Here is a 23,947-nt window from a genome sequence, read left to right as displayed (position 1 = left end):
CCGATGGCGTTCTTCCCCTCCCCTTGATGGGGAGGGTGGTCCGCAGGACCGGGTGGGGTGAAGATGGCGGACGCGACACCAGCCCCCCACCCCTACCCCTCCCCACGGCGGGGGAGGGGAAAGTTTTCAGCGCCGGCGTCTTTTCCCCTCCCCTTGATGGGGAGGGAAGACGGCGCAGCCGTCAGGGTGGGGTGACGTGTTTTGCTGCCCCCCGTAAACAGGAGGAGGAAACCAACCCCTCACCCTCGAAAGCCGTCCACTCGCGTGGCCGCCTTCCTCTACCCTCTCCCCTTTGAAAGGGGAGAGGGAAAGGGTGCGAAGTCGCGCAGCGGCGAGCAGCCAGGGTGAGGGGAAGTCAGTTTGCACCCCCAACCCGTCATCACACGGCCGCGCCACGCGCGGGTCCGGGTGATCCCGATGTCATGGAGATCACCCGGATAAACCGGGTGATGACGCGTTTGTATGGGTGAAAAACAGGGCGCTATTTCCCCTCCCCGCTTGCGGAAGGGGAAACCAACCCCTCACCCTCGAAAGCCGCCCACTCGCGTGGCCGCCTTCCTCTACCCTCTCCCCTTTCAAAGGGGAGAGGGAAAGGGTGCGAAGCCGCGCTGCGGCGAGCAGCCAGGGTGAGGGGTTGGACGTCCCGCAGCAAAGCCTCGAACCACACTCTCCCCCTCTCCAACTCCGTCACCCTCCGGCTTGCCTGTCCTCGCGACACCCGCTTTCGCGGGCGCAGGAAGCGGGTCATCGGGTTGTGAGGTGGTTCAGGATTGCGTTCGCTTGTTGATTCTTTAACCGACACACTCAATTTTGGCGGTAGGGAGATCATCATGCTTTCAACTATTGGATACGAGTCCGCGCAACTCAGCCACTTTATCGGAACGTTGCAAACGGCAGGCGTTGAAATTCTGGTCGATGTTCGCGATCGCGCGCAATCGCGGCGAAAGGGGTTCTCCAAGACTGCTTTGTCAGATGCTCTCAAGGCTGTTGGCATTGATTACCTTCACCTTCGCGAACTCGGTGATCCGAAAGCTGGTCGCGAAGCAGCAAGGGCTGGCGAATGGAAGAAGTTTCGCAAAATCTACGATGAAGCGGTTGCATCAATGGCCGCCCAAGAAGCTCTCGATGAAATTGAATTAATCGTGGAGAAACAACACGCTTGCCTACTCTGCTATGAACGTGATCCCAGCACATGCCATCGCTCTATAGTTGCGGATATAGTGGCGGGTCGTATAGGCTTGAAACCTCAACATCTTGGGGTTCGCGAAATTGAGCCGACTTTCCACGCAAAAAGACGAGTGCTTCATAGTCGTCAAAGCACTGCCGCATAGATCCAGCGATTATTTTGAAACTGTCTGTTGCGCAGGGTTAGGCCGTGATGGAAGGTGGCGACGCCTTTATCCTGTTCCGTTTAGAATTCTCGAGCGCGGCTCCCAGTTCAAACGATGGGACTGGATTGAATACGAGTATACCAGCCCCAAAACAGACGACCGTTGGGAAAGCCAACGAGTAGATGCTGACACGCTATCTGTCTCAAAAGCACTGACGATATCGCAACGACCGGCCTTCATAAATCCACTCATCCGTGCGTCGCTCGTAGAGGCTGCTGATCGCGGCGAGTCGTTGGCGTTAGTGCGCCCCCGAAATTTAGATTTCACGGCCAAAAGAAAATCCGACGCAATGGTGGCCGATGAGACACGAAAACACGCGGAGTATGCTCGGCAATACACGATGTTCGATAAGCCTGTCGATCCGATGAAGCCCTGCCCATTCTCGTTCCACGTCAAATGGGCGGACCAGGATGGCAGAGTTCACAATCACACCTGCGATGATTGGGAGACCACAACTGCTTTTTACCGCAGAAGCAAAAACCTCGGCGACAAGGCAGGGATTGTTTCGCTAAAGGAGACATACGAGAACGATTACATGCGTCGAGGCATGGCGCTGGCCTTCAGCACACACTCTCGTCGGAAGTCGCAATGGTTGCTTGTTGGGATGATCAGGATCGATGAGGACAACCAATCGGACTTGTTCTTGTCGTGAATCTTAATCGTCGCGATGCACGCGCTCGGAGCGCTCATGGCGTTCCTGGGCTTCGAGCGACAGGGTGGCGACGGGGCGGGCGTCGAGGCGTTTCAGGCTGATGGGCTCGCCGGTTTCCTCGCAATAGCCATACGTGCCGTCCTCGATGCGGCGCAGGGCCGAGTCGATCTTGGCGATCAGCTTGCGCTGGCGGTCGCGGGCGCGCAGTTCCAGAGAGCGGTCGGTTTCGGTCGAGGCGCGGTCGGCAATATCCGGCATGGCGCCGATATCTTCCTGCAGCGCTTCCAGCGTGGTCTTGCTCTCGCGGATGATCTCGTCCTTCCACGCATTCAGCTTGCGCCGGAAATACTCGACCTGACGCTCATTCATGAAGGGTTCTTTGGGGGACGGCACATAACCGGCCGGAAGTTCGATTTCAGAGACCGAGGCGTCTTTTGTCTTCGCCATAACGCACACTCCGATATTTTACCGCCCCTCGACAGGCGCGGCGCAATCTACTCAGGACGCTAATCGAGTCAACGCGCAAGCGCGGTTTGGCGGGGGAAAAACGCCGTCACAATTTCGTGTAAAAAGCGAAGTGTTATCCACAGTTTAGCGTTCGAGCTTGGCGAGTTCGACCGCGGCGCGGGTCTCGACCTCGTCCAGCATCGCCTCCAGCCGGTGGTCGTGGGTTGATTCGCGGCGCGTCTGCAGCAGGTCCATCAGGGCGACCAGCTTGGCGCGCGGAATGCCGCCATCGAGCAGTGAGAGTTTGAGATCATCGAGCACATCGAGCAGGGAGAAGGCGCGCATGGTCGCCTTCTTCCTCGCCTCGGTGAAATCGCCCACCGATTGCAGCGCCAGTATGGCGTCCACGGAGGTGACCGCCGAGGCCGAACCGGTTTTCGCCACACCGGCGGATCCGCCCGACGGCGTCTCCACGGAAAACCCCTCCCCGCTGGCGCCGGAGCGGCGTTTGGCGGAAGAGACGGAGGCGGCGGAATTGGGCCCTGTGACCTTCATGGATCGGCAAACCTTCCTGCGTGTCAGTGATGACAGGCGGAGACTCCCTTGCTTCGCCTTAACAAGCTTTTAAAGCTGTGATTGCGCACGGCAATTTCTGCCGGGAGCGGCGGATCTGCCTATGGGGCGCGCCGTGGCCGGGCCGGTTTTCAACGGAATTTCAATGGCTTGAAGTCTGTGCGCTTTGGCACGGATTTCGCACCTTCCCCCGCAGGAACCACAAGGGGAGAACCCCGGAAATGCGCCGCGCCACCTATATCTTCGCCTTCATCGCCTTTCTCATCGGCTGTCTGGTGCTGAACGCGCCGGCGCATGCCAATTCCCGCATCAAGGATATCGCCGATGTGGAAGGCGTCCGCGACAACCAGCTGGTCGGCTATGGCCTGGTCGTCGGGCTGGATGGCACGGGCGACAGTTTGCGCAATGCCGCCTTCACCCGGCAGAGCCTGTCGGCGATGCTGGAGCGTTTCGACGTCAATACGCGCGATGCCACGCTGAACACCCGCAATACCGCCGCCGTCATCGTCACCGCGCATCTACCGCCCTTTGCGACGCAGGGCACGCGGGTGGACATCACCGTGTCGGCCATCGGTGATGCCGGCAGCCTGCAGGGCGGGACGCTGATCGCGACGCCGCTGATCGGTGCGGACGGACAGGTCTATGCCGTCGGCCAGGGCCAGCTCGCGGTTGGCGGATTTGCCGCCCAGGGCGATGGCGCTTCGGTGACGCGCGGCGTGCCGACCGCCGGACGCATCGCCAATGGCGCGCTGGTGGAGCGCGAAATGGCGTTTGATCTGGCGGGCCGTTCGGCCATCCGCCTGGCGCTGCGCAACCCGGATTTCACCACGGCGCGGCGCACCGCCATCGCCATCAATAATTATCTCGGCACCGAAGCGGCGCGCGCCTCCGACCCGGCCACGGTCGTGCTGACCCGGCCGGACTTCTTCGAGGGCGATATGGTCGCCCTTCTGGCCGAGGTGGAGCTGCTTCGCGTCGAGCCGGACCTGCCTGCCCGCGTCATCATTGATGAAGCCACCGGCACCATTGTGATGGGCGAGAATGTGCGCGTCTCCACCGTTGCCATTGCGCAGGGCAATCTCACCATCTCGGTCACCGAAAGCCCGGTCGCCAGCCAGCCTGCGCCCTTCACCGATGGTGAAACCGTGGTGCTGCCGCGCACCAATGTCTCGGTGGAAGAGGATATGAGCCAGCTTGGTATGCTGGACGAAGGCGTATCACTGTCGGATCTGGTCGATGGCCTCAACGCGCTCGGCGTCTCCCCGCGCGACATGATCGCGATATTGCAGGCGATTGCCGCCTCCGGCGCGCTGCAGGCCGAGATCGAGGTGCTCTGATCATGGACACGCTCCTCTCCCCTGACATGCAATTGTCGCAAGCGCTCTCCGGGGCGTCTTCGGGCCGCGAGCCGACGCTGCGCCGCGTCGAGAACGAGGCAGAGGCGCGCCAGGTTGCCGAGGACTTTGAAGCCTTCTTCCTGTCGCAAATGGTGGAAGCCATGTTCAAGGGCGTGGGCGAGAATAATCCGTTTGGCGGCGGGGCCGGCGAGCAGGCCTTCTCCGGCCTGTTGCACGAGGAATATGCCCGCGTCATGGCGGGGACGGGCGGGCTCGGCCTGTCGGACAATCTGACGGCTGAAATCCTGCGCTATCAGGAGACGATGTCATGAGCCTTCTGGCCGCCAACTCGCCCGCCGAACGCGCCGAGGCGCTGATCCTGCTGACCACGCGCCTGACCGGGCTGATCGAGCAGGAGACCGCGCTGTTCGAGGCGCGGCGGCCGCTGGATACGCAAGCCTTCCAGGATGAAAAATCCAAGCTGGCCACCATCTACCGGCGCGAGATTGCCGCGGTGAAGCAACAGCCCGACCGGCTGGAGGGCGCGCCCGAGGCTCTCAAGTCGCAGCTGAAGGAAGAGACGGTGCGCTTTACCGCCGCGCTGGAGGCCAATGGCCGCGCGGTCGAGGCGCTGCGGGTTTTAACCGAGGGCATTGTCCGCGCCGTCGCCGATGAAGCCGGACGCCTGCAGGACCAGGACACCGGCTATGGCCCCGGCACGCGCCGCCCGGCGACGCCGTCGATCGCGGTGAACCAAAGGGCTTAGGCCGCCGCCCGTTACCGGGTTCGTGCCCTTGCGGCGTCCATGACTTCCCTGCAATCTGCCGGCTGCGCTGCAACCGAAAGGGCCAGTGGATGATGTCTGCCAGTATTGCGGCTGTGCTTTTAATGGCCTCGGATGCAACCGCTTGCCCGAGCGACATTGAAACGGCGATGGATCTGGAACAGATTTCGCACATGTCCGGCGCTTCCCGGGACATGGTTGCCGAACAGGCCCGGGCCCTGTCATCGCTCTCTCTGGATACGGATCAGCCGCAAAATTCGTGGGAACTCTGGATCTGGTACCGGGACACAACCGAGGGCGAAACAACAGATTGCCTGTTCACCCTTGTCGCGCAGGAACAGTTTGCACGGCTCTGGTTTCGCTCTATCCAGCGGCCTGACGATCCTGTTGAAACCAGTCCCGAAGAGCGCGCCATGATGGGATATCTCACCTCCGCGCTGGATGCGCGCAACCGCGAATGGCTGCGCGCAGTGGTGGCCGACCAAGGCTGGTTCACCATATCAGAATTCGGCGAAGGGGCGGATCAGGCCGCCTTTCTGATTGTCCAGCATGCCGACCGGGATGTGGCCTTCCAGCGTGAAATGCTCGATCTGTTGAACGGGCTGGTGGACGCCGGGGAAACACGCCCCTCCGGTTATGCCCTGCTGACCGACCGGGTTGCCGTCAATTCCGGCGACCCGCAGCTCTATGGATCACAGGGCGGGTGCACCGGGCTGCGCCAATGGGAGGCGCGGCCCTATGCTGGCACGTTCGAGGAGATGGACGCAAGACGCGAAAGCGTGGGGCTGGAACATCACGCGGCCTATGTGTCGCGAATTGCGGAGAATTGCTCGTCAGATCAGCGGCACTGAGACGCGCCGGCCGTCATCTTTTTTACATGCGTCTTCGTCCGGGTGTGCCCGACACGGCACTGGCTCCCTTCCCCTCCCCTTGATGCGCAGGGAAGACGGCAAAGCCGTCAGGGTGGGGTGATCAAGGTGGCTATCAGCCATCCTCCCCCCACCCCTACCCCTCCCCACCAGTGGGAGGGGAAAGTGTTTGCATCGTTGGGCGTTTTTCCCCTCCCCTTGATGGGGAGGGTCGACGATCCGTCAGGGTCGGCGGGGTGGGGTGTCTGGCTTTATGCCAAAGTGCTGCCAATAATCCCTTCATCCCCCAATTTACCTGCCCTCGTGGACGCGGGGTTCGGGAGACCTCCTGTCAGAACTGAGATCACCCGGACTCGCGCAAGCGCGGCCGTGTGATGACGGTTTGAGGATGACGGGCGTTATACCCACCTCATGGTGAGGTGCCGCCGCAGGCGGCCTCGAACCACGCCTATCCCTCTCCCGTCATCCCGGGGCGAGCGCCAGCGAGAACCCGGGACCCATGCTGGAAGCGTGACGTTACGGAATGGGTCCCGGATCGTCACTTCGTTCCGTCCGGGATGACGGAAAGTGACGCCTAGAAAAATCCGCCGCCGCCACCGCCGCCGCCCGATTGCAGCCGCGCAAGGCCGGCGGAGTAATTGGCGATCTGGGCGGTGAGATATGCCGGGACCGGGCCGTTCCGATTGCCCTTGCCCTCGCCATTGAGCAGGTCTTTCAGGGCCTGCGGCGTGGTCAGGTCACGATAGGCGCGCTGGACCACATTCATGGCATCTTCGAGCGCCTTGGCGGCAGCCTTGGCGCGGTCCCGGTTGGCCAGGGAGAGATCATTGGAGAGCTCCAGCGCGAAGACTTTCGGGGCCGCTGACGTCTTGTCGCGATCAAGGAAGCTTTCCTTGCCGGTGACCGATCCCGCCGTCAGCCCCAGCCCGGCCAGCGCATCGCGGCCTTCGGTGCCGGAAAACAGCTCGATCGTGAAATTCGGCTTGGGGGTGATGCGCAGCACATCGCCGTCCTTGGTGCGGCGGACATCGCCGGAGCCATCCAGCACCAGGGCGGCGTTGATCTTGAAGGTGACGGCGCGCAGCGTGTCATCGGCATCGATGGTGATCTTCTTGCGCCGCCCGCCATCGACGGAGAGGTAGAAGAAATCGCCCTCGCGCACCGAGGTACGGTCGGTGACGACGCGGCTGTCGGCATAGGCGAGCGTGCCCGCCGGCAGGCCGAGATCGTCGAGCACGCTGTCGCCTGCGGGGTCAATGGCGATGCCGGTGGCCGCCGACACCCCGCCGCGGCCGGAAATCTGGGTGGCAAAGCCGGTGGCGCCGGTGGCGGTATCGAGCGAGGCGACAAAGGCGTTGCGGGTGCCGTTCTGCGTCGCCCCGGCGAGTTCGCCCGTGGTCTTGCCAGCGAGATAGACGGTGCCGCTCGAGACCTGCACCGCGCTGGCGCTGTCATCGGCATCGGAGCCGACAAATTGCGTCCATTGCGTGGTCGGCGTGGCCCCGTCGGTGAGCTTGACGACGACCGCATCGCGGCCGCCGGAATGGGCGGTCAGGGGCGCGCTGGGCGCAAAGCCGGACCCGGCGGACCCGGCGAAATAGATGTCATTCCCGTCAACGGTCAGGCCGCCAATGGCGCCATCCTCGAGATCACCGAGATCGACTTCCCAGAGCGCGGCGGAATTGCCGTCCGCACTGTCATATTTGCGCAGGATCGCCCGCCCGTCCTCGTTCGAGGCAACCAGCAGGCCGCCATCCGAAGCAATGGCCACGGCCTCGGCGCGTTCATCGCCGGATGCGCCGGTGCGGCGGGTGAAATCGAGCGTGCCGTCGGCGTTGAAGGCGCGGACATAGCCGTCATTGGCGCCGCCCTGATGGTTCTGCCCGCCAAAGGCGGTGGCGGCCTGTCCGGCGACGAAGATGCGGCCATCCGCGGCGACGGTGACGGCGGCGGGGCGGTCATTGCCGGTGCCGCCAAAGCGTTGCAGCCATTGCTCCACACCGGCGGCGTCGAATTTGGCGACGAAGCTGTCCGTGCCGCCGATATCGGTCGTGTCGCCCAGCGCGCCCTGCACCGAGCCCGCGACCACGATATCGCCATTGGCATCAACGGTCAGGCTGGCCCCGGCGGCCTCGTCGGCGGCCCCGAGCGTGCGGGTCCAGACGGTCTTGCCGGTGGAATCGATCTTCTGCAGGACGAGATCGCTCTCGCCCTTGACGATGCGGCCCTCAATGCCGGCGCTGGTCTTGCCCAGCACATAGAGCGCGCCATCCGCACCCAGCGCCGTGTCGGCGATTTCCAGCGGATTGGATTCGGTGGTGGTCTTTTCCGTGCCGTCATCCTTGACCGTGGTGATCTCGTCCGCGCCCGCTTCCAGGCGGCGGGAAAATTCCGATGTCGGTGTGCCGGAGGCCAGATCCGTCAGCTTGACGACCTGCCCGGCCGCGGTGTCGCCCAGCCCGGAATTGCCGGCGAGATAGACGGCGGGGCTGGCAGTGGGGGCGGAAAAGGTGAGCACTTCGGTCGAGGCCCCGGAGATCCTGAAGCCGAAATTATTGCCGGGGACGATGCCGTTCTCGTCCTTCTCGCCGATCTTCACGCGCTCGAAGCGGGAGATCATCTCGGCGGCTTCCAGCTGCGAATTGATATGGGCGGCGATATTGTCGAGATTGCGCGGCGTTGCGCCCATATCGGCCAGATCGATGGTGATGGGGGTGGTGGCGCCGGACTTCTTCACCGAGATGGTGAATTGCACATTGCCGGTCAGGCTTTCCACCTCGGCATCGAAATCGCCGGAATGAAGAATGCCGGTCGTATATTCCGACAGGCCGCGCTTGATCGCGACGCCGGCCTCGGCCTTGGACAATTCCTCACCCTTGAGGACGCTGACGCCCTGCAGGTCGATATCCTGGAAGAAGCTGTCGAGCTGGCCCAGACCTTCGGAAAAGCGGCGGTCGAGGAAGGTGCGGCGGCTGTCAATCGTGGTCTTGTCGGCGGCCTCATTGGCCAGCGCATAGAGGCGGCGCAGCCCCTGATGCATGGCAAAGAGGGATTTGATGTCGGTCGAGGCATCGGTGCCGGAAAACTCCGACAGTTTTGAATCGAAGAAAATGCCACTGGCCAGCGCCTTGCGGCTGACTTCGTCAAGACCGGTGATCTCGCCGCGCACATCCCAGGGCGGCAGAACGTCTGCCCCCTGCCGGGCCGCCGGGTTGATCTCGCCCGCACTCACGCCGGACGCGCGCGGTGCCAGGTTCGCCAGCCGCGTCGCGGTCTGGGCCTGATACCACCCGGTCAGGGCAGAGAAATCAAAGGGCGTGATATTCACGCGGGCGCACTCCGGTCAATTGACCTACAAATGTGCGCCCGAGACATTGGGAATTCGTTTATTTTATTGGTGAATGGGGAGGTTTTCGGTCACCGAATTTGGTCGGAATTCTCGTCAGCAAGGCGGGTCGTCCAAAACGCCGCCCTCGACTGCTTCGATTGCCCAGAATTCTTCTACTTCGGCCATAAAGGCATCAACTGGGCCTGCACCCTCAGCTTCGTTCCAGATTCTGACCGAGAGTACAAACTTGGTTCTCAGGCCCAGATTGGTTATCCCAACGCGAAACACATCCGGTTTTTCAACCGTCATTAGAACAGGTGCCCCACCCGTATCGGTGAGAATGCTTGATCCGATATCCGAAAGCTCTTGTTGAACGCCGGCGCTTCGATCAGTCAACCGTGCGTCTTGTTGCTCAGCAAATTCCCTCACTTGATCAACCAATCTCTCCCGGGCGTCGTCTGTCGTCGGGCAAAGGCTGTACGCCTGTTTGGATCCCGTATCGCGGCCATCGAATTGGTCGCAACCAAATAGAAATAGTAGCATAATCAATTGAAATATTGTCAGTATTCCGGTTCGCACCGCTTCGCTCCGATTGTGCTAGCCCTACGCGTTGCCGGACTTGCCATTCGCGCGGAGATGTTATTCTCATACCACTCGGTCTGCACCAGGAAGTCAAAGAGCTAAATGTCGACGGATCGGTGGCTAAGGCCGTTTAAACGAGCAGAATTAGTGTCCGAATCCGGCGTCTTTCATGGAAAATGGTTTTCGATCACAAACTCTCCGGCATGCTCGAAAATGACGGCTTCGAAATCTTCAAGCGTCTCCGCCTCGATATGAAGGCCCTTTATATCGCTTTCAGAGACATAGACTTTGGCCTCATCGTCCCATAGCGCGCGGACAAAATAAGTGTTGTCTGACTTTGCCTTCAAGGCTCTCTCCTGACCGAATTCAGGACCGTGATTAGCCGCCAAGATTACCGCATTCGACAAGGCTGAACAATCCAGGCCTTCGCGCCCGGCATATCAATGGTCGGCCTAAGCCACCGCCGCCAACGCCATGGGCGGGGTTGCAAATTCCGGCGTGCCGATGACGGGCCGGGCGCGGGCCAGGGCGGTGTTCAGCCCGGTAATGTCCGGCCGGCGCAGGCAGAGCGCGGCGAGTTCGGCGGCGCTGACGCTGGCGGCGCGTGTCCCCAGCTCGGCATAGACGGCGGCGCAGAAATCCAGATCGGCCGGTTCTTCCAGCGTCCAGCGCAGTTTTTCGAGGCCATTGCCCGGCCCGGTCAGCGCCACACGCCGGATGCGCGGATGAGTGCGGATCCAGCCGGTGACCGAATGCCGGTCGAACGCCTTGACCGCATTGCGCTCGGCTTCATGCAGAAGCAGCGCCGGAAAGGCCTCGCATTGCAGACCGTCGGGAAAGGCCAGCGGCATGTCATTGCAGGCAAAATCGGCGTGCGTGTCCTGCAGGAGCTGCAGCGTCCGGGCGCAGATTTGCGGGTCGATGAAGGGGTGATGGCCTTCCACACGGATGATGTATTCCGCGCCGGATTCGCGCGCTGCACTGGCCATGCGGGCCAGAACGTCATCTTCCGGGCCGCGCGTGACCATATAGCCGGCATCGGTGGCTTCCTCGGCGATTTCATCATCTCCGGGGCCATCGGCGACGGCGGCGATGACGAGTTCGGCGCCCTCTATGGCGCGGCACCGGTCCATGCAGCGTAACAGGGCGCTGCGTTCGCCCAGGGATTCCAGCAATTTCAGCGGAATGCGGGAGGAGGCGGCGCGAGCCTGCACAATGACAGCCAAACTCATGGCATCCCTCCTCCGATCTGCCTTTGAGGATCGCTCCGACAGCCTAACGGCGCGTTAACCGGCGCACAGCAAGGCTTGAGAAAATCGATTCGTCAGGATGGCCATGGCTACGCTCGCTTCGCTCCCCGCCGCAGATATTGAAAGCCTGTTTTCAGGCCGGGATTTCCGCGATCCGCGGATCAATCTGGATGGTCAGACTGTGCTGATCACCGGCGGCACCGGCTCTTTCGGCCGGCGCTTCGTGAAAACGGTTCTGGCTGAATTCAAACCGAAAAAGCTGATCATCTTCTCGCGCGACGAGCTGAAGCAATACGAGATGGCGCAGGAATTCTCGCCGGCCGACTATCCCTGCCTGCGCTATTTTATCGGCGATGTGCGCGACGAGACGCGGCTGGATATGGCGATGCGCGATGTCGATATCGTGGTCCATGCGGCGGCGCTGAAACATGTACCGATTGCCGAATACAATCCGTTCGAGTGCATCAAGACCAATGTGATGGGCGCGGAAAATGTGGTGCGCGCCTGTATCAAGCGCGGCGTCAAGCGTGTCGTGGCCCTGTCGACGGACAAGGCCGCCAGCCCGATCAATCTCTATGGCGCCTCGAAACTGGCATCGGACAAGATCTTCACCGCGGCCCAGCATATGGGCGGGCGCAATGGCCCGGTCTTCTCGGTGGTGCGCTATGGCAATGTCATCGGCTCGCGCGGCTCGGTCGTGCCCTTCTTCAAGAAGCTGATCGCCGAAGGTGCCAGTGAATTGCCGATCACGGACGAGCGCATGACGCGCTTCTGGATCACGCTGGACCAGGGGGTGAATTTCGTCCTCTCCAGCCTGGAAATGGCCAAGGGCGGCGAGGTCTTCGTGCCGAAAATCCCGTCCATGTCGATCAACGAGCTGGCACGGGCGATGGCCCCGGACCTGCCGCACAAAATCATCGGCATCCGCCCCGGCGAGAAGCTGCATGAAGTCATGGTGCCGGAAGATGATGCCCGCCAGACGGTGGAACTGACCGACCGCTATGCCATCCTGCCGGCGCTGGAGGCGGAATTGCGGGTGCGCTATCTCGCCGAGGGGGCGCGGGCCATGCCCGAAGAATTCGCCTATGCCTCCGACAATAATCCGGAATTGATGGATGCGCGGGCGCTGCAGGGCCTGATCGAGACACGGCTGAAAGCACTGGCCGGCTAACCATGGCCGGCGCTGATCCCTTCCGTCATTTCACGCGCGACGGATATGCGTTGATCCGCGATCCCGCGATTGCGGTCATGAAGGACGAGGTGGTGGCGGCGCTGCACGCGGCCGCGCTGCGCATTGCCGCGCGGCTTCTGGATGCGGACACATTCAATGCCTTGCCCAAAGACGCCGGATTTGATGCGCTGCTGGATGCCATACACGCCGCCGAGACCGGCCATGCCGTCACCCGCGCCCTCTATGAAGTCTTCCCGGCCCTGCCGCCGGTGATTGCCCTGATCCATCATCCGTTTGTGCGTGAAAGTGTTGCCGCCGCCGGGGTGGAAGACGCGGTGGCGGGAACGCTGCCGCTGATCCGGCTGGACCGTCCGGGGGATCAGCGCTTTGCCACGCCGGCGCACCAGGACAGCTGGTACTCCTTGCTCTCGCCCAATGCCGTGACGCTGTGGACGCCGCTGTGCCGGATGACGCCGGAGATGGGCGAGTTGCGCATTCTGCCGGGCAGTCATGCCGGGGGGTTGTGCCCCTTCAAGCCCTATGAGGCCGGGCATGAATGGTTTGAAACCGCCGAGCCGGTGCCCGAGGCCGCGCTGGTCCCGGTGGCGGTGGGGTATGACGAGCTTCTGATCTTCAATCAGTCGCTGATCCACAAGAGCGGGCCGAATGCATCCGGCCGGGTGCGGATCTCGGTGCAGTTGCGCTTCAATGATCTGGCGACGGCACAGGCCCTGACCTCGACCTATACGCCCTCTCTCTCCCGCTATGTGCTGGAGCAACAAAAGGCGCGCCTTGATGGCCGCGCCTGACCGCCCCCTGCGCCGCGCCAGCTGGCAGGTGGTGGCCTGTGATCTGTGCGGCGCGTCCCGGCCCGACGTGCTGGGCCAGCGCGAGATCATTGTGCGCGGCCGCCGCTGTGATCATCAGATGGTGTTCGCCGATGCCGCCTGTGGCCAGTGCGGCTTCGTTCAGGCGCTGGAACGGCCCGATGACGCCTTCCTGATGGATTATTACCGCGATGCGCATATCGGTCATCGCGGCGGGGAATTGCATTTCGACGGCCCGGCGCGCCTGGCCGCCGTGGCGGCGCGCGTGCCCGGCGGCGGGCGGATCATCGAGATCGGCGCCAATGACGGGGCGTTCTGTGCCGAGCTGTCAAAGGCCGGCTATGACGCTTTCGGCTTTGATCCGGTTGAGGCCGACGAGGCCTCCGGGGTCGAGAAAGGCTTTCTGGAGGCCGGGATTGCGTCCGTTGCGCCCCGATCCGCCGATGCGGTGATCGCCTATTATGTGCTGGAGCATGTGATCGAGGCCGGGGCGTGGCTGCGCTCGGCGCTCGCGCTCCTGAAGGATGGCGGCGTTCTGATCCTGGAAGTGCCGGACTATACAACGCATCCGCAGGACTCGCTGAATGTAGAGCATTTGCTGCATTTCACGCCGGAAACGCTGCGCGAATTGCTGGAACAACACGGGCTGGAGATCCTGCGTGACCAGCCCGCGCCGACCGTGGCCTATGGCCAGGCGATTGCGGCGCGTCTGAGGGACCGGGCGCTGGCGGAAAGTCCGCGTCCGGCGTCCAATGCCTATCTTTCCGGTGGCCCGGCGCGGCTGACGGCGGCGAAAGCGGCCTATGCCGAGGCGATGGCGGACCGGGCGCGGCGGCAACAGGCGGCGGAAAGCGCGGCGAGACTGGCGCGGGAAGCCGATCCTTCGGGTACGGCTTCGGTCTTTATCTGGGGCGCCAATGAATATGCCGAGCGCGCCGCGCCGCTTCTGGCACAGGCGTTTTCATCGGTTCAGGTGGTGGATAAATCCGCCAGCAAGATCGGCACGCCCTTTCCGGGCCTTGCCGCCCCGGTTGCGCATCCGGATGCCGCGGCAGAGGCGAAGGCGCGCATCTTCCTTCTCTGCTCACCCAACTGGAATGAACAGATCGCGGCCGAGATCGCCGCGCAGGGCTGGGCCGCGCTGGCCGTGATTGATGCGGTGACGGGTGAAAGGCTGGCCTGACCAGAATCATTATCAATGAGGCACTTCCCCTCCCCTTGATGGGGAGGGAAGACGGCGCAGCCGTCAGGGTGGGGTGATGATGGCAGATGCCATGCCGGTAATTGCCCCCACCCCTACCCCTCCCCACACAGGGGGAGGGGAAATTGATCAGTACTCGATGAGACTCACCCCTTCTCCAATAAAAACCACGTCCCGTCATCGGACCAGGAGATGGGGTCGCGGTGATAGAAGAAGCCGTAATCCTTCAGCGCCAGATTTCCCTTGAAGCGGTCGAGCATCTCCCCGGCAAAATCGCGCTTGAACAGCCGCGCCTGATGGCCGCGATAGGTGACCTCGACCGGCGTCGGATTGTAGTATTCAAACAGCAGGATATGGCGGTTCGAGGCGTTGAAGAGCACGTCATAGACCTGCGGCAGCACCTCCGGATCGAGGTGGATCAGCACGCCGCAAATCAGGGTCAGATCATAGCTCCGCGGCGGGGTGTATTCGAGGATGGAGCCGGTTTCGATCTTCGCCACACCCAGTTTGCGGGCCTGTGCCGCGGACTCGGCATTGATCTCGATGGCCTCCAATTCGGTGCCCGGCGACACCCGGTTCATGGCCACCAGGTTGAGGCCGATATTGCAACCGATCTCGAAGGCGGATTTCACCGGCGCGGCCTTGCGCAACATGCGCGCCATGCAGGCGGTCCGGGCCGCGACCAGCTCGGGTTCCAGGGAACAGCGTTCGCGGTATTCATCGCCGAATTGTCCGGCCCAGAAGGCTTCCTGCTCGGTCCTGTAGGTCATGACTGTGTCCTTGCAGCATGGAGGCGCTCGGCAAGGGCCCAGTCCTCCTCGGTATCGATATCAATGGCTTTCCAGCGGTCGAGAATGAAGGGCCGGAAGCGCAGGGGCGCGCCGCCATCATCCTCGGCCAGAAGGCCCGGGGCGGAGAAAATGCCAAAGGCGCCGGCGTCCTGGTAAGCCGGGCTCAGATCCTGGGTGCGGGACCCGAAACGGTTTTCATCGACGGTCCGGAGCACGCCCTCCCTTTCCACGAAGAGCTTCTCGACCGGCGAACCGACATGGTTGACGGCGAGCACGGGATGGGTGCGGTGCGCTTCGAAATCGGCCACCGCGCGGGCGATATCGTCGGGCTCAACGAAGAAGGCCGTGGCATAGAGCAAGGTCGCGGTTTCGAAATACCGGCCGCGCTTTTCATACTCGCGCAGCGTCCAGCTCATCACCGAGCGGATGGGGGTGTGGTCATCGGCGATGGCGGCGTCGCGGCGGAAATCCGGGCGGTGGCCGGCTGTGGCCGCGACTTCCGCGATCTGCTGGTCGTCGGTGGAGACATGGATGATATCGAACAGGCCGGTGGCCTCGGCGGCGCGCAGGATATGGGTCAGCGCCGGCTGGCCGGCAAAGGGGCGGATATTCTTGCGCGGAATGCGTTTGGACCCGCCGCGGGCCGGGATGATGGCGATACGCTGCATCATGATTTCAGACCCGAACGGAGAATGACGGCGGCCTCCGGGCCCGCATTCACGAGCAGGTCGAGCGCGCTCATATATGGCTCGAACGGCCCGTGAAGCTGGTCATATTCCGGATGGGAATAGTCGAAATAATCGAGCGCGATTCCGGCCTTTTCGAAGGCATCGCTGTCCTCGAGATAGGCTCTGGAGCCGGGCGGGGAGAGATAGTCCGTCACGCCATGCGCCTGACAGAGATCCACAAGACGGTCCGCCTTGGCGGAGGCGACCAGTGTTTGCGAGGCGCGCGCCGTGGGCGTCGTGATCCCGAACTCGCCTGCCATCCACTCGATGAGAGCGATGTTCAGCGCGCCGATACGGGTGGTGTGCGCCAGCATGATGTCGTGCAGCGGTGGCAGGTAGCGCGACGCATAGGGCGCTTTGGCAAAATTCATCTCGATGGTGCGCCACATGGCGTCCGGGAATTTCGCATCCGGCTGGATTTCCGCTTCACATATTTTCTGGTCGCGGCGGCCCCGGGTCAGCACCGGCACGGTCAGCCAGACAATGCCATTGGCCGTCTTGATGCGGTTGCGCTGTTGCCAGGAGCGCTTGTCGAACTGGACGTCATCCAGAAAGACAAAGAGGTCGACCGACGCCATCAGCCCGAAATAGCCGATCCAGGGCAGAAAGGTGGGCTGCATGATGGCCGCGGATTTCCGGGCGGGATTGACGGCGGGCCGGGTCATTCTTCCACTGCGGCGAGCACGCCGCCGACGCCGTAGTCATTGCCATTATAGAAGGCGATGCGCTGGCCGTTATGGGTCAGCACAACGCCGTATTCGATCATCTCGCTGTCTTCATCCCCGCCCGGCTCCAGCCCCGGCGGATCGGTGCGGGTCCAGTGGAGCCCGTCGGGCGAGACGGCCTGCTGCTGGCGATAGGCCTCGCCCTTGGCCGCAAACCACATGCGCCACATCTCGCCATCATGCCAGACATAAGGCCGGGCCAGCGCATTCTCTCCGGGCTCGAAATCAATCGCCACGCGGCCCTTGCGCTGCCAGTTCAGCCCGTCTTTCGAGGAGGCGATCTGGATATTGTAGCGCGGCAAATCCTTGTGCACCCATTCCACCCCGGCGACATAATACATGCGCCAGCCCACCGGCGTTTTCACCACAAAGGGCGCGGTATTGATGAAGGGATTGACCTTGCAACGCTCGATGATCGGCGCTTCGGACCAGCGCTCGAAAGCCGCCGCACCATCGGCCTTGATTGCGAGGCCGCCGAACAGATCCATGCGTGTCGTGCCGCCGGGCTTGAAGCCGATATAATAGAGCCGGGTTTCGCTGCCGGTATGGATGACGCAGGAGGGCAGGACGCCATTGTCGTCAAACGTGCCGAGCCGGCCGGGCGCGAGTTCGGGTTCCAGCGCGGTTTCCAGCACCACATCGGGGCGTTCCAGATCGATCAGCGACCAGCCGATATGGGACTGGTTGGCATCATTGCGTCCGCCCCACCAGATGCGGACCAGTGAACAGCCAAGGCGCTCCGGTGTGGGCAGCATGGCATGGGTCCGGCACCACCAGAGGTCCGGGTCAGGTCTGATCACGGGGCCGAGTTTTTTCCAGTCAGTCATCGAGGCCGAAATAATTGTTGCGGATCTTGCGGCCCTTGGGATCGTCCGGGCCGAAAACGGTGGAGGGGGCACCCAGCACGACAGAGCCGGCCTCAACGTCCTTGGTCAGGCTGGCGTCCATGGCGATGAAGGCTTCGTCTCCGACTTTCAGGAAATCCCGCAGCGTGGCGTTGACGCCGAAGAAGCAGCGTTTACCGATCCGGCAATGACCGGAGACCACGACATGCGAAGCGAAATAGGTATGGCTGCCGATATGTGTGCCGTGGCCGATATGATTGCCCGACCAGAGCATGACATTATCGCCCAGCTTCACGGTCGGCTGGAGGGTCTGGTTTTCAAGGATGAAGCAGTTTTCGCCCATCTGCAGGTCTGGCCAGGTGACGGATTTCGAGCAGACATAGCTGGGCATGTCATAGCCGGCCGATTTCACCTGTTCGAACTTGGCCTGCCGCAGACGGTTCAGCTTCATGTAGGACAGGGCGACATGACAGGCATGTGTGTCCGGACCGAAACGGGTCTGCGCCTCGCTCCACGGCACCATGGGCAGACCGCAAAACGAGTCTTCCTTCACATAGGCATCGTCCACGGTGAAGGCGGCGATGCGATGGTCCGTATCCTGGCTGAAATAGAAATGCGCCAGCTCGGCCATTTCCGCCGAACCGAAGAGGATGAGATCGCGTTTATCACTCATCGACCGCCTCCCAGGTGACGGGTTCGTGCGCCGCAATCGCAGACGCGGCTTTCGCCCCGAAGAGGCGTTCAAATTCCCGCGCGGCGATGCCCTTGCGGGCGCGAATAGCCTTCACATTGTCCGGCCCGATGATCTCGCCCGCCGCAATGTCGCGCGTGGCATAGAAATGACGGCGGTAGATGGGTGATTTTGTCTCCGCCTCTTTCAAACCGAATTGCGGACCGCCCATGGCGGCATGCGCATCGCGCACGGTTTCGCACAGGCGTTTCAGTTCGAACGGTTCGATGGCGAAAGAGGAATCCGGTCCGCCCTCCGATCGGTCGAGCACGAAATGTTTCTCGATAATGGCCGCACCGAGCGCCGCCGCCACGATGGGGGCGGTGATGTCCAGCGTATGATCAGAAAAACCGATCGGCACCGGAAACTGATCCCGCAGGGCGGTGATATTGCGCATATGGGCACTGTTCATGGGCGCGGGATAGGCACTGACACAATGCAGCAGGGCGTAATCGGTGACGCCCTCGCCTTCCAGAAACCGGACGGTATCGCCGACTTCCTGAAGGCTCGCCGTGCCGGTCGAGAGAATGACCGGCTTGCCGGTTTGTGCCGTGCGGCGGATCAGCGGCCAGTCGGTAAACTCGTTGGAGGCAATCTTGTATGCCGGAGCCTCCAGCCCTTCGAGGAGGTCCACCGCCTCATTGTCAAAGGGCGAGGAAAAGACGGTGATGCCCATGGCCCGGCCATGATCGAACAGCGCCGGAAACCACTCATAGGGCGTCGCCGCTTCCTGGTAGAGTTCGTGCAGATTCCAGCCCGCCCAGGTGCCGGCCGTAATCTGGAAATCCGGCTTGTTGCTGGGCAGCGTCAGGCTGTCGGCGGTGTAGGTCTGGAATTTGACGGCATCGGCGCCGCACTCGGCGGCCACCTCGATCATCTTCAAGGCTTTGCCCAACTCCTTGTTATGATTGCCGGATACTTCAGCGATCACATAGGGCGGGTGACCATCACCAATGCCGCGGCCGGCAATGGCGAAGGCGGATCTGGGCAGGGCCGGGTTCGAAGACATAAAACGGGTCCGATAGCTTGGCCGCAGCTTCCCGCGATTCGTCTTAACGATTACTCGCCAAATGTGCGCAGGAGCTCACGGGCCACACGCCGTGCGCCCTGCCCGTCCACCGGACCGGGGTGCGCCGGGTGGTCCTGCAAGGCCGCCTCAAGCGCGGATTTCAAATTTCCGCAAAAGTCCGATCGGGCTGCATTTACAAGATGCCCCAGCCCCGCATGAATGAAGGCCGATTGCAGGTCCGCATGGCGGTCATCCGGGCAGACAATGACGCAAGGCGTGCCGGTCGCCGCGGCCTCATATTTGGCCAGGCCGGGCCCGAGAATGCAGGCTCGTGCCGCATTGAAATGATCAAACAGGCTTTCGGGTGCCATGAGGGGGCTGGCCCCTATGGCCTCGGCCGCGGCAGCCAGTTTCAGCCCGCGATCATGCGGAATGGAATTACCGATGACGATACGCAATCCCGGGCCTTGATCCGGTAAAGCGCCGATCACCCGTTCCGTGAGATGCCAGGGGTCTGACCCTGACAGCATGACCAGCACGCCCTCGCGCCGGTCCAGAGGTGTTGGTGCTGTCTCATATTCCGGGCCAAGCACGGCATATTCCCCGCCGCCGATCCAGCGATGTGCCAGGCGCGGCGTTCCGGCTTCGGCCCCGATATAGGGGGTGATCACGAGATCTGGCCGGGCCAGGCCAGCATAGGCTTCTTCACCCAGCCCGTCGATGAGGGCTGTTCTGCGGCCTTGTGACTGCAGTTCCGCGACGAGGCCTGAGAGCTGATCCAGCAGGAGCGGGTTCGAGAGGTCCAACACGACGGGTCCCGGCGGGAATTCTGTCACTTCATCGGCCAGATGTTCCCGCGGCGAAACCGTCAATGCCGGGATACCGGCGTCATCCGCTTGCGCCAAAAAAGCAGTTTTATCCGTGTCCAGGACAATGCCGGCTTCACCACCTTCTGCCGTAATGGCTCTGGCGAGCGCAAGGCAGCGCACGGCATGGCCGGTGCCGATGTCCAGCCCGGCCTTGCAGCGCAGCCAGATCATAACGCGCGCAGACCCAGCACATCGCTGAGAGCGCGGACGACACGGTGAACCTCTTCATCGGTCATGCCATAGAAAAGCGGCAGGGTGAGGCAGCGCTGGTACCAGCTTTCCGCACCCGGAAAATGGCGGGGGTCATCATAGATCTTCTGGCTGTGGCCCGGGATATAATGCACCTGGGTGCCGATACCGCGTTCGTGCAGCGCATTCATCACGTCCGTGCGGGTCGTTCCGAAGGCGTCAAAATCGATCAGCGCAACATAGAGGTGCCAGCAGGGTGACTGGTCCGGCATCCGGGCGGCGGGCCGGATATGCCCGCCCAACCGGCCGAGGGAATGATCATAAATGTCCGCCATGGCGCGGCGGCGCGCCGCAAATTCATCCAGCTTCGACAATTGCGACCGGGCCAGCGCTGCGCACAGATCCGGCAGCCGGTAATTCCAGCCCAGATCATGAAATTCCTGACGCCAGGGTTCTGACGGGTCGCCGATGAATTCCGCGCGGTTGCGTGTCACGCCATGACTGCGGAGGCGGCGCATCTTTTCGGCGAGTGCGGCATCATTGGTGGTGACCGCCCCACCCTCCCCTGCGGCAATCGTCTTGACCGGATGGAAGGAGAAGGTCGCGGCATCCGCATAGCGGCCATCACCCACCCGGCCGCCGCTGCGTTCTGAGCCGAGCGCGTGGCAGCTGTCCTCGACGATGACCGCACCGGCGTCGCGGGCCAGATCGGCAATCGCCGCCATGTCGCAGCTCTGCCCGCCGAGATGCACGGGCAGGACAGTCTTCACCGGTCCATCGGCGCGCGCCATCGCATCGGCCAGGGTGGCGCGGGTCATCAGGCCTGTCTCCGGGTCAACATCCGCGAATATCACCCGGCCGCCGCAATAGCGCACGGCATTGGCGGTCGCCATGAAGGTGATGGTCGGCACGATGCAGAGATCGCCTTCCCCCACACCGAGGGCTGCCAGCGCCAGATGCAGGGCCGTGGTGCCATTGGAACAGGCGACCGCTTCTCCTGCGCCGGTCGCCGCACACAGGGCGGTCTCGAATTTTTCGATTTCCGGGCCGGTGGTCAGATAGTCAGACTTCAGGACGCGGATCACCGCATCGATATCGGCCTGATCAACGGATTGACGGCCATAGGGCAAAAAGCGCGCGGTCATGCGTCATATTTGCGCTGAGTCGCCCATAAAAAAAGCGGCGAGCCGGAGCCCGCCGCCTGTTTTCCGCATGATCATGCCGGGACCGGCTAACCGCCATTGAGCAGGTTGAGGATGATCTGGGGCTGGGAGTTGGCGATGGAGAGCGCCTGCACGCCCAACTGCTGCTTGACCTGCAAGGCCTGCAATCGCGCGCTTTCCTTGGCCAGGTCGGCATCGACCAGATTGCCAACACCTTGGGTGAGGGCATCCATCAGCTTGCCGACAAAGCCGCGATGGGCTTCCATCTTCTTGGCGTCCGAACCCATATTTGCGAGCGCCTGATTGACATTGTCGAGGCTGGCCTGGATCTGCGAGTTGACAGCACTGGCCAGCGATACCGTTCCGAGACTTGCATTATTAGCCAGGGTAATGATCGAACCGGAAAGGCTGAGATCCTGAGAGCGCAAGGTAATAGAGCGCGAGGCATCGGCATCCGCCAGGAAGTTAATCCCGCCCGTAATGGAGCCATTGAGAATGTTTGCGCCGTCAAATTCGGCATTCTGGAGAATGACCGAGACCTGATCGATCAGCGCCTTGAAGTCGGCATCATAGGCCTGACGCGAGAAGGTATCGATGGACGGGTCCATCGCTGCAGTCGCCTTTTCACGCATCTGCACCAGAAGATCGGATATGGCTTCGCCGGCCGCCAGCGCCACATCGGCGATCGAGACCGAACGGTCGAGGCTGGTCTGCACCGCCGACAGGCCGCGGATATCCGAACGCATGCCCTGCGCCACGGCATAGACAGACGCGTTATCCTTGGCACCGCCGACGCGGAGGCCGGTGTTCAGCTTGGTCTGTACGTCAGCGAGCTGATCATTGGTCTTGTTGAGATTCTGCAACGCGACCATGGCCGCGGCGTTGGTATGAATAGAGAGGGTCATGCGGTTCCCCTTTTGATGTCCTTCGGACGGGCCGGGAGACAATTCACCCGGAGTTCGACATCAGGGTCGCAAACAGCGTGCCGAAGCAGGCTGGAAATTATACGTTATATTTCAATGGGTAATTGAGGGCGCAATTTTCCTGTCCAGCCACACGGTCATTTTTGCCGGGCTGATATACGCCAGATGGGCCGCCTTTTGCCGGGCGGCACGGCTCAGATGCGTTCGTCGACGAGACCGCCCTGCCTGGAGCGCAGATATTCGCGCAAAGCCAGGAATTCCTCGGACGGCCACTGGCGGATCACACTGCCATTCTGGCTGTCGATCAGGCGATAGACGAATACGCCCGCCGCCTCATTCTTCTCGATGGCGAGGCGGGACTCGGCAAAGGCGGTTTCGGCCAGCTTGTCGATGGAAGCCTCCAGCTCGTCCCGCGAGGGCGGTTTTGAACCGTCCTTGCTGTCCGCTTCGCGTTCGCCGCCGGGCGAGACTTCGCGGATCGGGACAGAGGCCATTGGCAGGCCGGAAAAGGCGGCCGGGGCCGACGATGTTACACTCTTGATCAGCTCGTTCATTCCGGGTTGCAAGCGGGTTCTCCGCCCACACCTCCTTATCTGAACGGACAGCTTCCCTTATCGGGGGGTGGGTGACCGGAACGGAACCCCTTCAATTCCGGCCACCCGAATCCCGCGATTAACGGAAGTATCCGAGGATCGCTGACGGCGCAGAGTTTGCGATGGAGAGCGCCTGGATGCCCAGCTGCTGCTTGACCTGCAGTGACTGGAGGCGGGCACTTTCCTTGGCAAGATCCGCGTCGACGAGATTGCCGATACCCCGTTCCAGGGCATCCGACAGCTTGCCAACAAACGTCTTGTGGATTTCGAGCGATGTGGAGCCCGTACCCAGACGCGCCAGAGACGCATTCAGGTTATCCAGTGACGTCCCGATCTGGCTGGCAATGTTGCTAGCCTGGGTGGCGGTCGAGAAGGACGCATTGGTTGCGATCGTGACGACCGAACCGGCAAGCGACAAATCCTCGTCCGCAACCGTGATGTTGTTCGAGCCGTCGGCATTGGCCAGAGCCGAAATGCCGGTGGTCGAACCATCGATCAGGTTGGTGCCGTTGAACTCGGCGTTGGCGATGATCGTTTTCAGCTGATCCCGCATAGCCGTGAAGTCAGCATTCAACGCTGTCCGCGAAGCGGCATCGAGTGAAGTATCAGCCGCAGCCAGCGCCTTTTCCTTCATCTCGACGAGCATGTCGGACAGAGCCTCGCCACCGGCCAGGGCCACATCCACAGTGGATACGGCAAGGTCGATGGAGTTACCCACGGCACGATAGCCTGCCACATCGGCACGCATCGACTGGGCAATGGCGAAGATGCCGCCATTATCCTTTGCCGATCCGACCGCGAGGCCGGTATTGATCCGTGTCTGGACCTGTTCCAATTCCATATTGGTCTTGTTCAGGTTTTGCAGGGCGATCATTGCGCCCGCATTCGTGTTGATAGTAGCCATTTCTTGGCCTTTCCCTTTCTGGTCATGTCGCCGGCATTTTGCCGGCCTTTTATCCGGTCACGGGGT

General features: G+C 62.2%; 26 protein-coding genes. 9 read left to right on the top strand and 17 right to left on the bottom strand.

The window, feature by feature from the left end; genetic code table 11:
- Positions 1 to 770: 770 nt before the first annotated feature.
- Entirely contained in the window at positions 771 to 1,331 is a 561-nt protein-coding gene (locus DBR16_RS04045) for a DUF488 domain-containing protein (protein ID WP_233347564.1), read from the top strand.
- Positions 1,270 to 2,043 carry a hypothetical protein gene (locus tag DBR16_RS13840; protein ID WP_125184494.1) on the top strand — a complete coding sequence of 258 codons (774 nt, stop codon included), beginning with the start codon at positions 1,270 to 1,272 and terminating at the stop codon, positions 2,041 to 2,043. Before DBR16_RS04045 ends, DBR16_RS13840 begins: the two co-directional genes overlap by 62 nt.
- A gap of 3 nt (positions 2,044 to 2,046) precedes the next feature.
- Here DBR16_RS13840 and dksA read toward each other — a convergent pair whose 3' ends face one another.
- Positions 2,047 to 2,490: an RNA polymerase-binding protein DksA gene (gene dksA / locus DBR16_RS04035; RefSeq protein WP_109259923.1), complete on the bottom strand. Its 444-nt coding sequence runs from the start codon at positions 2,488 to 2,490 to the stop codon at positions 2,047 to 2,049.
- Between the two features lie 144 nt (positions 2,491 to 2,634).
- Positions 2,635 to 3,045: a flagellar assembly protein FliX gene (locus DBR16_RS04030; RefSeq protein WP_109259922.1), complete on the bottom strand. Its 411-nt coding sequence runs from the start codon at positions 3,043 to 3,045 to the stop codon at positions 2,635 to 2,637.
- A 239-nt stretch (positions 3,046 to 3,284) separates the two neighbouring features.
- On the opposite strand from DBR16_RS04030, the gene DBR16_RS04025 reads away from it, so the two are divergent.
- The 4 genes from DBR16_RS04025 (at position 3,285) to DBR16_RS04010 (ending at position 6,035) form a co-directional block, all read left to right on the top strand.
- Positions 3,285 to 4,400: a flagellar basal body P-ring protein FlgI gene (locus DBR16_RS04025; protein WP_109259921.1), complete on the top strand. Its 1,116-nt coding sequence runs from the start codon at positions 3,285 to 3,287 to the stop codon at positions 4,398 to 4,400.
- Positions 4,401 to 4,402: 2 nt separating this feature from the next.
- The gene (locus tag DBR16_RS04020) at positions 4,403 to 4,732 is read left to right on the top strand and encodes a rod-binding protein (protein WP_109259920.1); all 330 of its coding nucleotides are present in this window, start codon (positions 4,403 to 4,405) and stop codon (positions 4,730 to 4,732) included.
- The gene (locus tag DBR16_RS04015; RefSeq protein WP_109259919.1) at positions 4,729 to 5,166 is read left to right on the top strand and encodes a flagellar basal-body protein FlbY; all 438 of its coding nucleotides are present in this window, start codon (positions 4,729 to 4,731) and stop codon (positions 5,164 to 5,166) included. Before DBR16_RS04020 ends, DBR16_RS04015 begins: the two co-directional genes overlap by 4 nt.
- Before the next feature lie 89 nt (positions 5,167 to 5,255).
- Positions 5,256 to 6,035, top strand: coding sequence for a DUF6624 domain-containing protein (locus tag DBR16_RS04010; RefSeq protein WP_109259918.1), 780 nt, complete (start codon positions 5,256 to 5,258; stop codon positions 6,033 to 6,035).
- A 592-nt stretch (positions 6,036 to 6,627) separates the two neighbouring features.
- Here the strand turns inward: DBR16_RS04010 and DBR16_RS04005 are convergent.
- The 4 genes from DBR16_RS04005 to DBR16_RS03990 all read right to left on the bottom strand — a co-directional run bounded on the left by DBR16_RS04005 (position 6,628) and on the right by DBR16_RS03990 (position 11,195).
- On the bottom strand, positions 6,628 to 9,381 hold the full coding sequence (locus tag DBR16_RS04005) for an NHL repeat-containing protein (protein ID WP_109259917.1): 2,754 nt from the start codon (positions 9,379 to 9,381) through the stop codon (positions 6,628 to 6,630).
- A gap of 114 nt (positions 9,382 to 9,495) precedes the next feature.
- On the bottom strand, positions 9,496 to 9,960 hold the full coding sequence (locus DBR16_RS04000) for a hypothetical protein (RefSeq protein ID WP_161539402.1): 465 nt from the start codon (positions 9,958 to 9,960) through the stop codon (positions 9,496 to 9,498).
- Between the two features lie 170 nt (positions 9,961 to 10,130).
- Positions 10,131 to 10,310: a DUF1902 domain-containing protein gene (locus DBR16_RS03995; RefSeq protein ID WP_109259915.1), complete on the bottom strand. Its 180-nt coding sequence runs from the start codon at positions 10,308 to 10,310 to the stop codon at positions 10,131 to 10,133.
- A 105-nt stretch (positions 10,311 to 10,415) separates the two neighbouring features.
- Entirely contained in the window at positions 10,416 to 11,195 is a 780-nt protein-coding gene (locus DBR16_RS03990; protein ID WP_109259914.1) for a cytidylyltransferase domain-containing protein, read from the bottom strand.
- A 103-nt stretch (positions 11,196 to 11,298) separates the two neighbouring features.
- Between DBR16_RS03990 and pseB the strand changes: the two genes are divergently transcribed.
- From pseB to DBR16_RS03975, 3 genes are read left to right on the top strand one after another with little or no spacing between them, the layout of a single operon-like run.
- On the top strand, positions 11,299 to 12,384 hold the full coding sequence (pseB, locus tag DBR16_RS03985; RefSeq protein ID WP_109260046.1) for a UDP-N-acetylglucosamine 4,6-dehydratase (inverting): 1,086 nt from the start codon (positions 11,299 to 11,301) through the stop codon (positions 12,382 to 12,384).
- 2 nt (positions 12,385 to 12,386) lie between these two features.
- Positions 12,387 to 13,193 (top strand): phytanoyl-CoA dioxygenase family protein, encoded by an 807-nt coding sequence (locus DBR16_RS03980; protein WP_109259913.1) that lies wholly within the window; start codon positions 12,387 to 12,389, stop codon positions 13,191 to 13,193.
- Entirely contained in the window at positions 13,180 to 14,394 is a 1,215-nt protein-coding gene (locus DBR16_RS03975; RefSeq protein ID WP_161539401.1) for a class I SAM-dependent methyltransferase, read from the top strand. The genes DBR16_RS03980 and DBR16_RS03975 overlap by 14 nt, the downstream gene beginning before the upstream one ends.
- 164 nt (positions 14,395 to 14,558) lie before the next feature.
- Here DBR16_RS03975 and DBR16_RS03970 read toward each other — a convergent pair whose 3' ends face one another.
- The 11 genes from DBR16_RS03970 to DBR16_RS03920 all read right to left on the bottom strand — a co-directional run bounded on the left by DBR16_RS03970 (position 14,559) and on the right by DBR16_RS03920 (position 23,881).
- A complete protein-coding gene (locus DBR16_RS03970) occupies positions 14,559 to 15,182 on the bottom strand; it encodes a pseudaminic acid biosynthesis-associated methylase (RefSeq protein WP_109259911.1) in 624 nt (207 codons plus the stop codon).
- Positions 15,179 to 15,874: an acylneuraminate cytidylyltransferase family protein gene (locus tag DBR16_RS03965; RefSeq protein WP_109259910.1), complete on the bottom strand. Its 696-nt coding sequence runs from the start codon at positions 15,872 to 15,874 to the stop codon at positions 15,179 to 15,181. The genes DBR16_RS03970 and DBR16_RS03965 overlap by 4 nt, the downstream gene beginning before the upstream one ends.
- Positions 15,871 to 16,596, bottom strand: a complete 726-nt coding sequence (locus DBR16_RS03960; RefSeq protein ID WP_109259909.1) for a WbqC family protein — start codon at positions 16,594 to 16,596, stop codon at positions 15,871 to 15,873. The genes DBR16_RS03965 and DBR16_RS03960 overlap by 4 nt, the downstream gene beginning before the upstream one ends.
- A complete protein-coding gene (locus tag DBR16_RS03955; RefSeq protein ID WP_125184493.1) occupies positions 16,593 to 17,456 on the bottom strand; it encodes a glycoside hydrolase family protein in 864 nt (287 codons plus the stop codon). The genes DBR16_RS03960 and DBR16_RS03955 overlap by 4 nt, the downstream gene beginning before the upstream one ends.
- A gap of 19 nt (positions 17,457 to 17,475) precedes the next feature.
- A complete protein-coding gene (locus DBR16_RS03950; protein WP_109259907.1) occupies positions 17,476 to 18,174 on the bottom strand; it encodes an acetyltransferase in 699 nt (232 codons plus the stop codon).
- On the bottom strand, positions 18,167 to 19,240 hold the full coding sequence (gene pseI, locus DBR16_RS03945; RefSeq protein WP_109259906.1) for a pseudaminic acid synthase: 1,074 nt from the start codon (positions 19,238 to 19,240) through the stop codon (positions 18,167 to 18,169). Before pseI ends, DBR16_RS03950 begins: the two co-directional genes overlap by 8 nt.
- Before the next feature lie 50 nt (positions 19,241 to 19,290).
- On the bottom strand, positions 19,291 to 20,280 hold the full coding sequence (locus DBR16_RS03940) for a hypothetical protein (RefSeq protein WP_109259905.1): 990 nt from the start codon (positions 20,278 to 20,280) through the stop codon (positions 19,291 to 19,293).
- Positions 20,277 to 21,443: a UDP-4-amino-4,6-dideoxy-N-acetyl-beta-L-altrosamine transaminase gene (gene pseC / locus DBR16_RS03935; protein ID WP_109259904.1), complete on the bottom strand. Its 1,167-nt coding sequence runs from the start codon at positions 21,441 to 21,443 to the stop codon at positions 20,277 to 20,279. The genes DBR16_RS03940 and pseC overlap by 4 nt, the downstream gene beginning before the upstream one ends.
- Positions 21,444 to 21,529: 86 nt before the next feature.
- Positions 21,530 to 22,366, bottom strand: coding sequence for a flagellin (locus DBR16_RS03930; RefSeq protein ID WP_109259903.1), 837 nt, complete (start codon positions 22,364 to 22,366; stop codon positions 21,530 to 21,532).
- Positions 22,367 to 22,578: 212 nt separating this feature from the next.
- Positions 22,579 to 22,938, bottom strand: coding sequence for a flagellar protein FlaG (locus DBR16_RS03925; protein WP_109259902.1), 360 nt, complete (start codon positions 22,936 to 22,938; stop codon positions 22,579 to 22,581).
- 118 nt (positions 22,939 to 23,056) lie between these two features.
- Entirely contained in the window at positions 23,057 to 23,881 is an 825-nt protein-coding gene (locus DBR16_RS03920) for a flagellin (RefSeq protein WP_109259901.1), read from the bottom strand.
- Positions 23,882 to 23,947 lie beyond the last annotated feature (66 nt).

It is taken from the genome of Hyphobacterium indicum (assembly GCF_003129605.1).
Taxonomy (GTDB): Bacteria; Pseudomonadota; Alphaproteobacteria; order Caulobacterales; family Maricaulaceae; genus Hyphobacterium; species Hyphobacterium indicum.
The sequence above is the reverse complement of the archived record's forward strand: the minus strand, read 5'-3'. Positions and strand labels throughout refer to the sequence as shown.

Bases quoted from the DNA above. Each gene is read 5' to 3' on its own strand.
- dksA (WP_109259923.1), bottom strand. From the start codon at position 2,490: ATGGCGAAGACAAAAGACGCCTCGGTCTCTGAAATCGAACTTCCGGCC.
- DBR16_RS04030 (WP_109259922.1), bottom strand. From the start codon at position 3,045: ATGAAGGTCACAGGGCCCAATTCCGCCGCCTCCGTCTCTTCCGCCAAA.
- DBR16_RS04025 (WP_109259921.1), top strand. From the start codon at position 3,285: ATGCGCCGCGCCACCTATATCTTCGCCTTCATCGCCTTTCTCATCGGC.
- DBR16_RS04020 (WP_109259920.1), top strand. From the start codon at position 4,403: ATGGACACGCTCCTCTCCCCTGACATGCAATTGTCGCAAGCGCTCTCC.
- DBR16_RS04015 (WP_109259919.1), top strand. From the start codon at position 4,729: ATGAGCCTTCTGGCCGCCAACTCGCCCGCCGAACGCGCCGAGGCGCTG.
- DBR16_RS04010 (WP_109259918.1), top strand. From the start codon at position 5,256: ATGATGTCTGCCAGTATTGCGGCTGTGCTTTTAATGGCCTCGGATGCA.
- DBR16_RS03990 (WP_109259914.1), bottom strand. From the start codon at position 11,195: ATGAGTTTGGCTGTCATTGTGCAGGCTCGCGCCGCCTCCTCCCGCATT.
- pseB (WP_109260046.1), top strand. From the start codon at position 11,299: ATGGCTACGCTCGCTTCGCTCCCCGCCGCAGATATTGAAAGCCTGTTT.
- DBR16_RS03980 (WP_109259913.1), top strand. From the start codon at position 12,387: ATGGCCGGCGCTGATCCCTTCCGTCATTTCACGCGCGACGGATATGCG.
- DBR16_RS03975 (WP_161539401.1), top strand. From the start codon at position 13,180: ATGGCCGCGCCTGACCGCCCCCTGCGCCGCGCCAGCTGGCAGGTGGTG.
- DBR16_RS03970 (WP_109259911.1), bottom strand. From the start codon at position 15,182: ATGACCTACAGGACCGAGCAGGAAGCCTTCTGGGCCGGACAATTCGGC.
- DBR16_RS03965 (WP_109259910.1), bottom strand. From the start codon at position 15,874: ATGATGCAGCGTATCGCCATCATCCCGGCCCGCGGCGGGTCCAAACGC.
- DBR16_RS03960 (WP_109259909.1), bottom strand. From the start codon at position 16,596: ATGACCCGGCCCGCCGTCAATCCCGCCCGGAAATCCGCGGCCATCATG.
- DBR16_RS03950 (WP_109259907.1), bottom strand. From the start codon at position 18,174: ATGAGTGATAAACGCGATCTCATCCTCTTCGGTTCGGCGGAAATGGCC.
- pseI (WP_109259906.1), bottom strand. From the start codon at position 19,240: ATGTCTTCGAACCCGGCCCTGCCCAGATCCGCCTTCGCCATTGCCGGC.
- DBR16_RS03940 (WP_109259905.1), bottom strand. From the start codon at position 20,280: ATGATCTGGCTGCGCTGCAAGGCCGGGCTGGACATCGGCACCGGCCAT.
- pseC (WP_109259904.1), bottom strand. From the start codon at position 21,443: ATGACCGCGCGCTTTTTGCCCTATGGCCGTCAATCCGTTGATCAGGCC.
- DBR16_RS03930 (WP_109259903.1), bottom strand. From the start codon at position 22,366: ATGACCCTCTCTATTCATACCAACGCCGCGGCCATGGTCGCGTTGCAG.
- DBR16_RS03925 (WP_109259902.1), bottom strand. From the start codon at position 22,938: ATGAACGAGCTGATCAAGAGTGTAACATCGTCGGCCCCGGCCGCCTTT.
- DBR16_RS03920 (WP_109259901.1), bottom strand. From the start codon at position 23,881: ATGGCTACTATCAACACGAATGCGGGCGCAATGATCGCCCTGCAAAAC.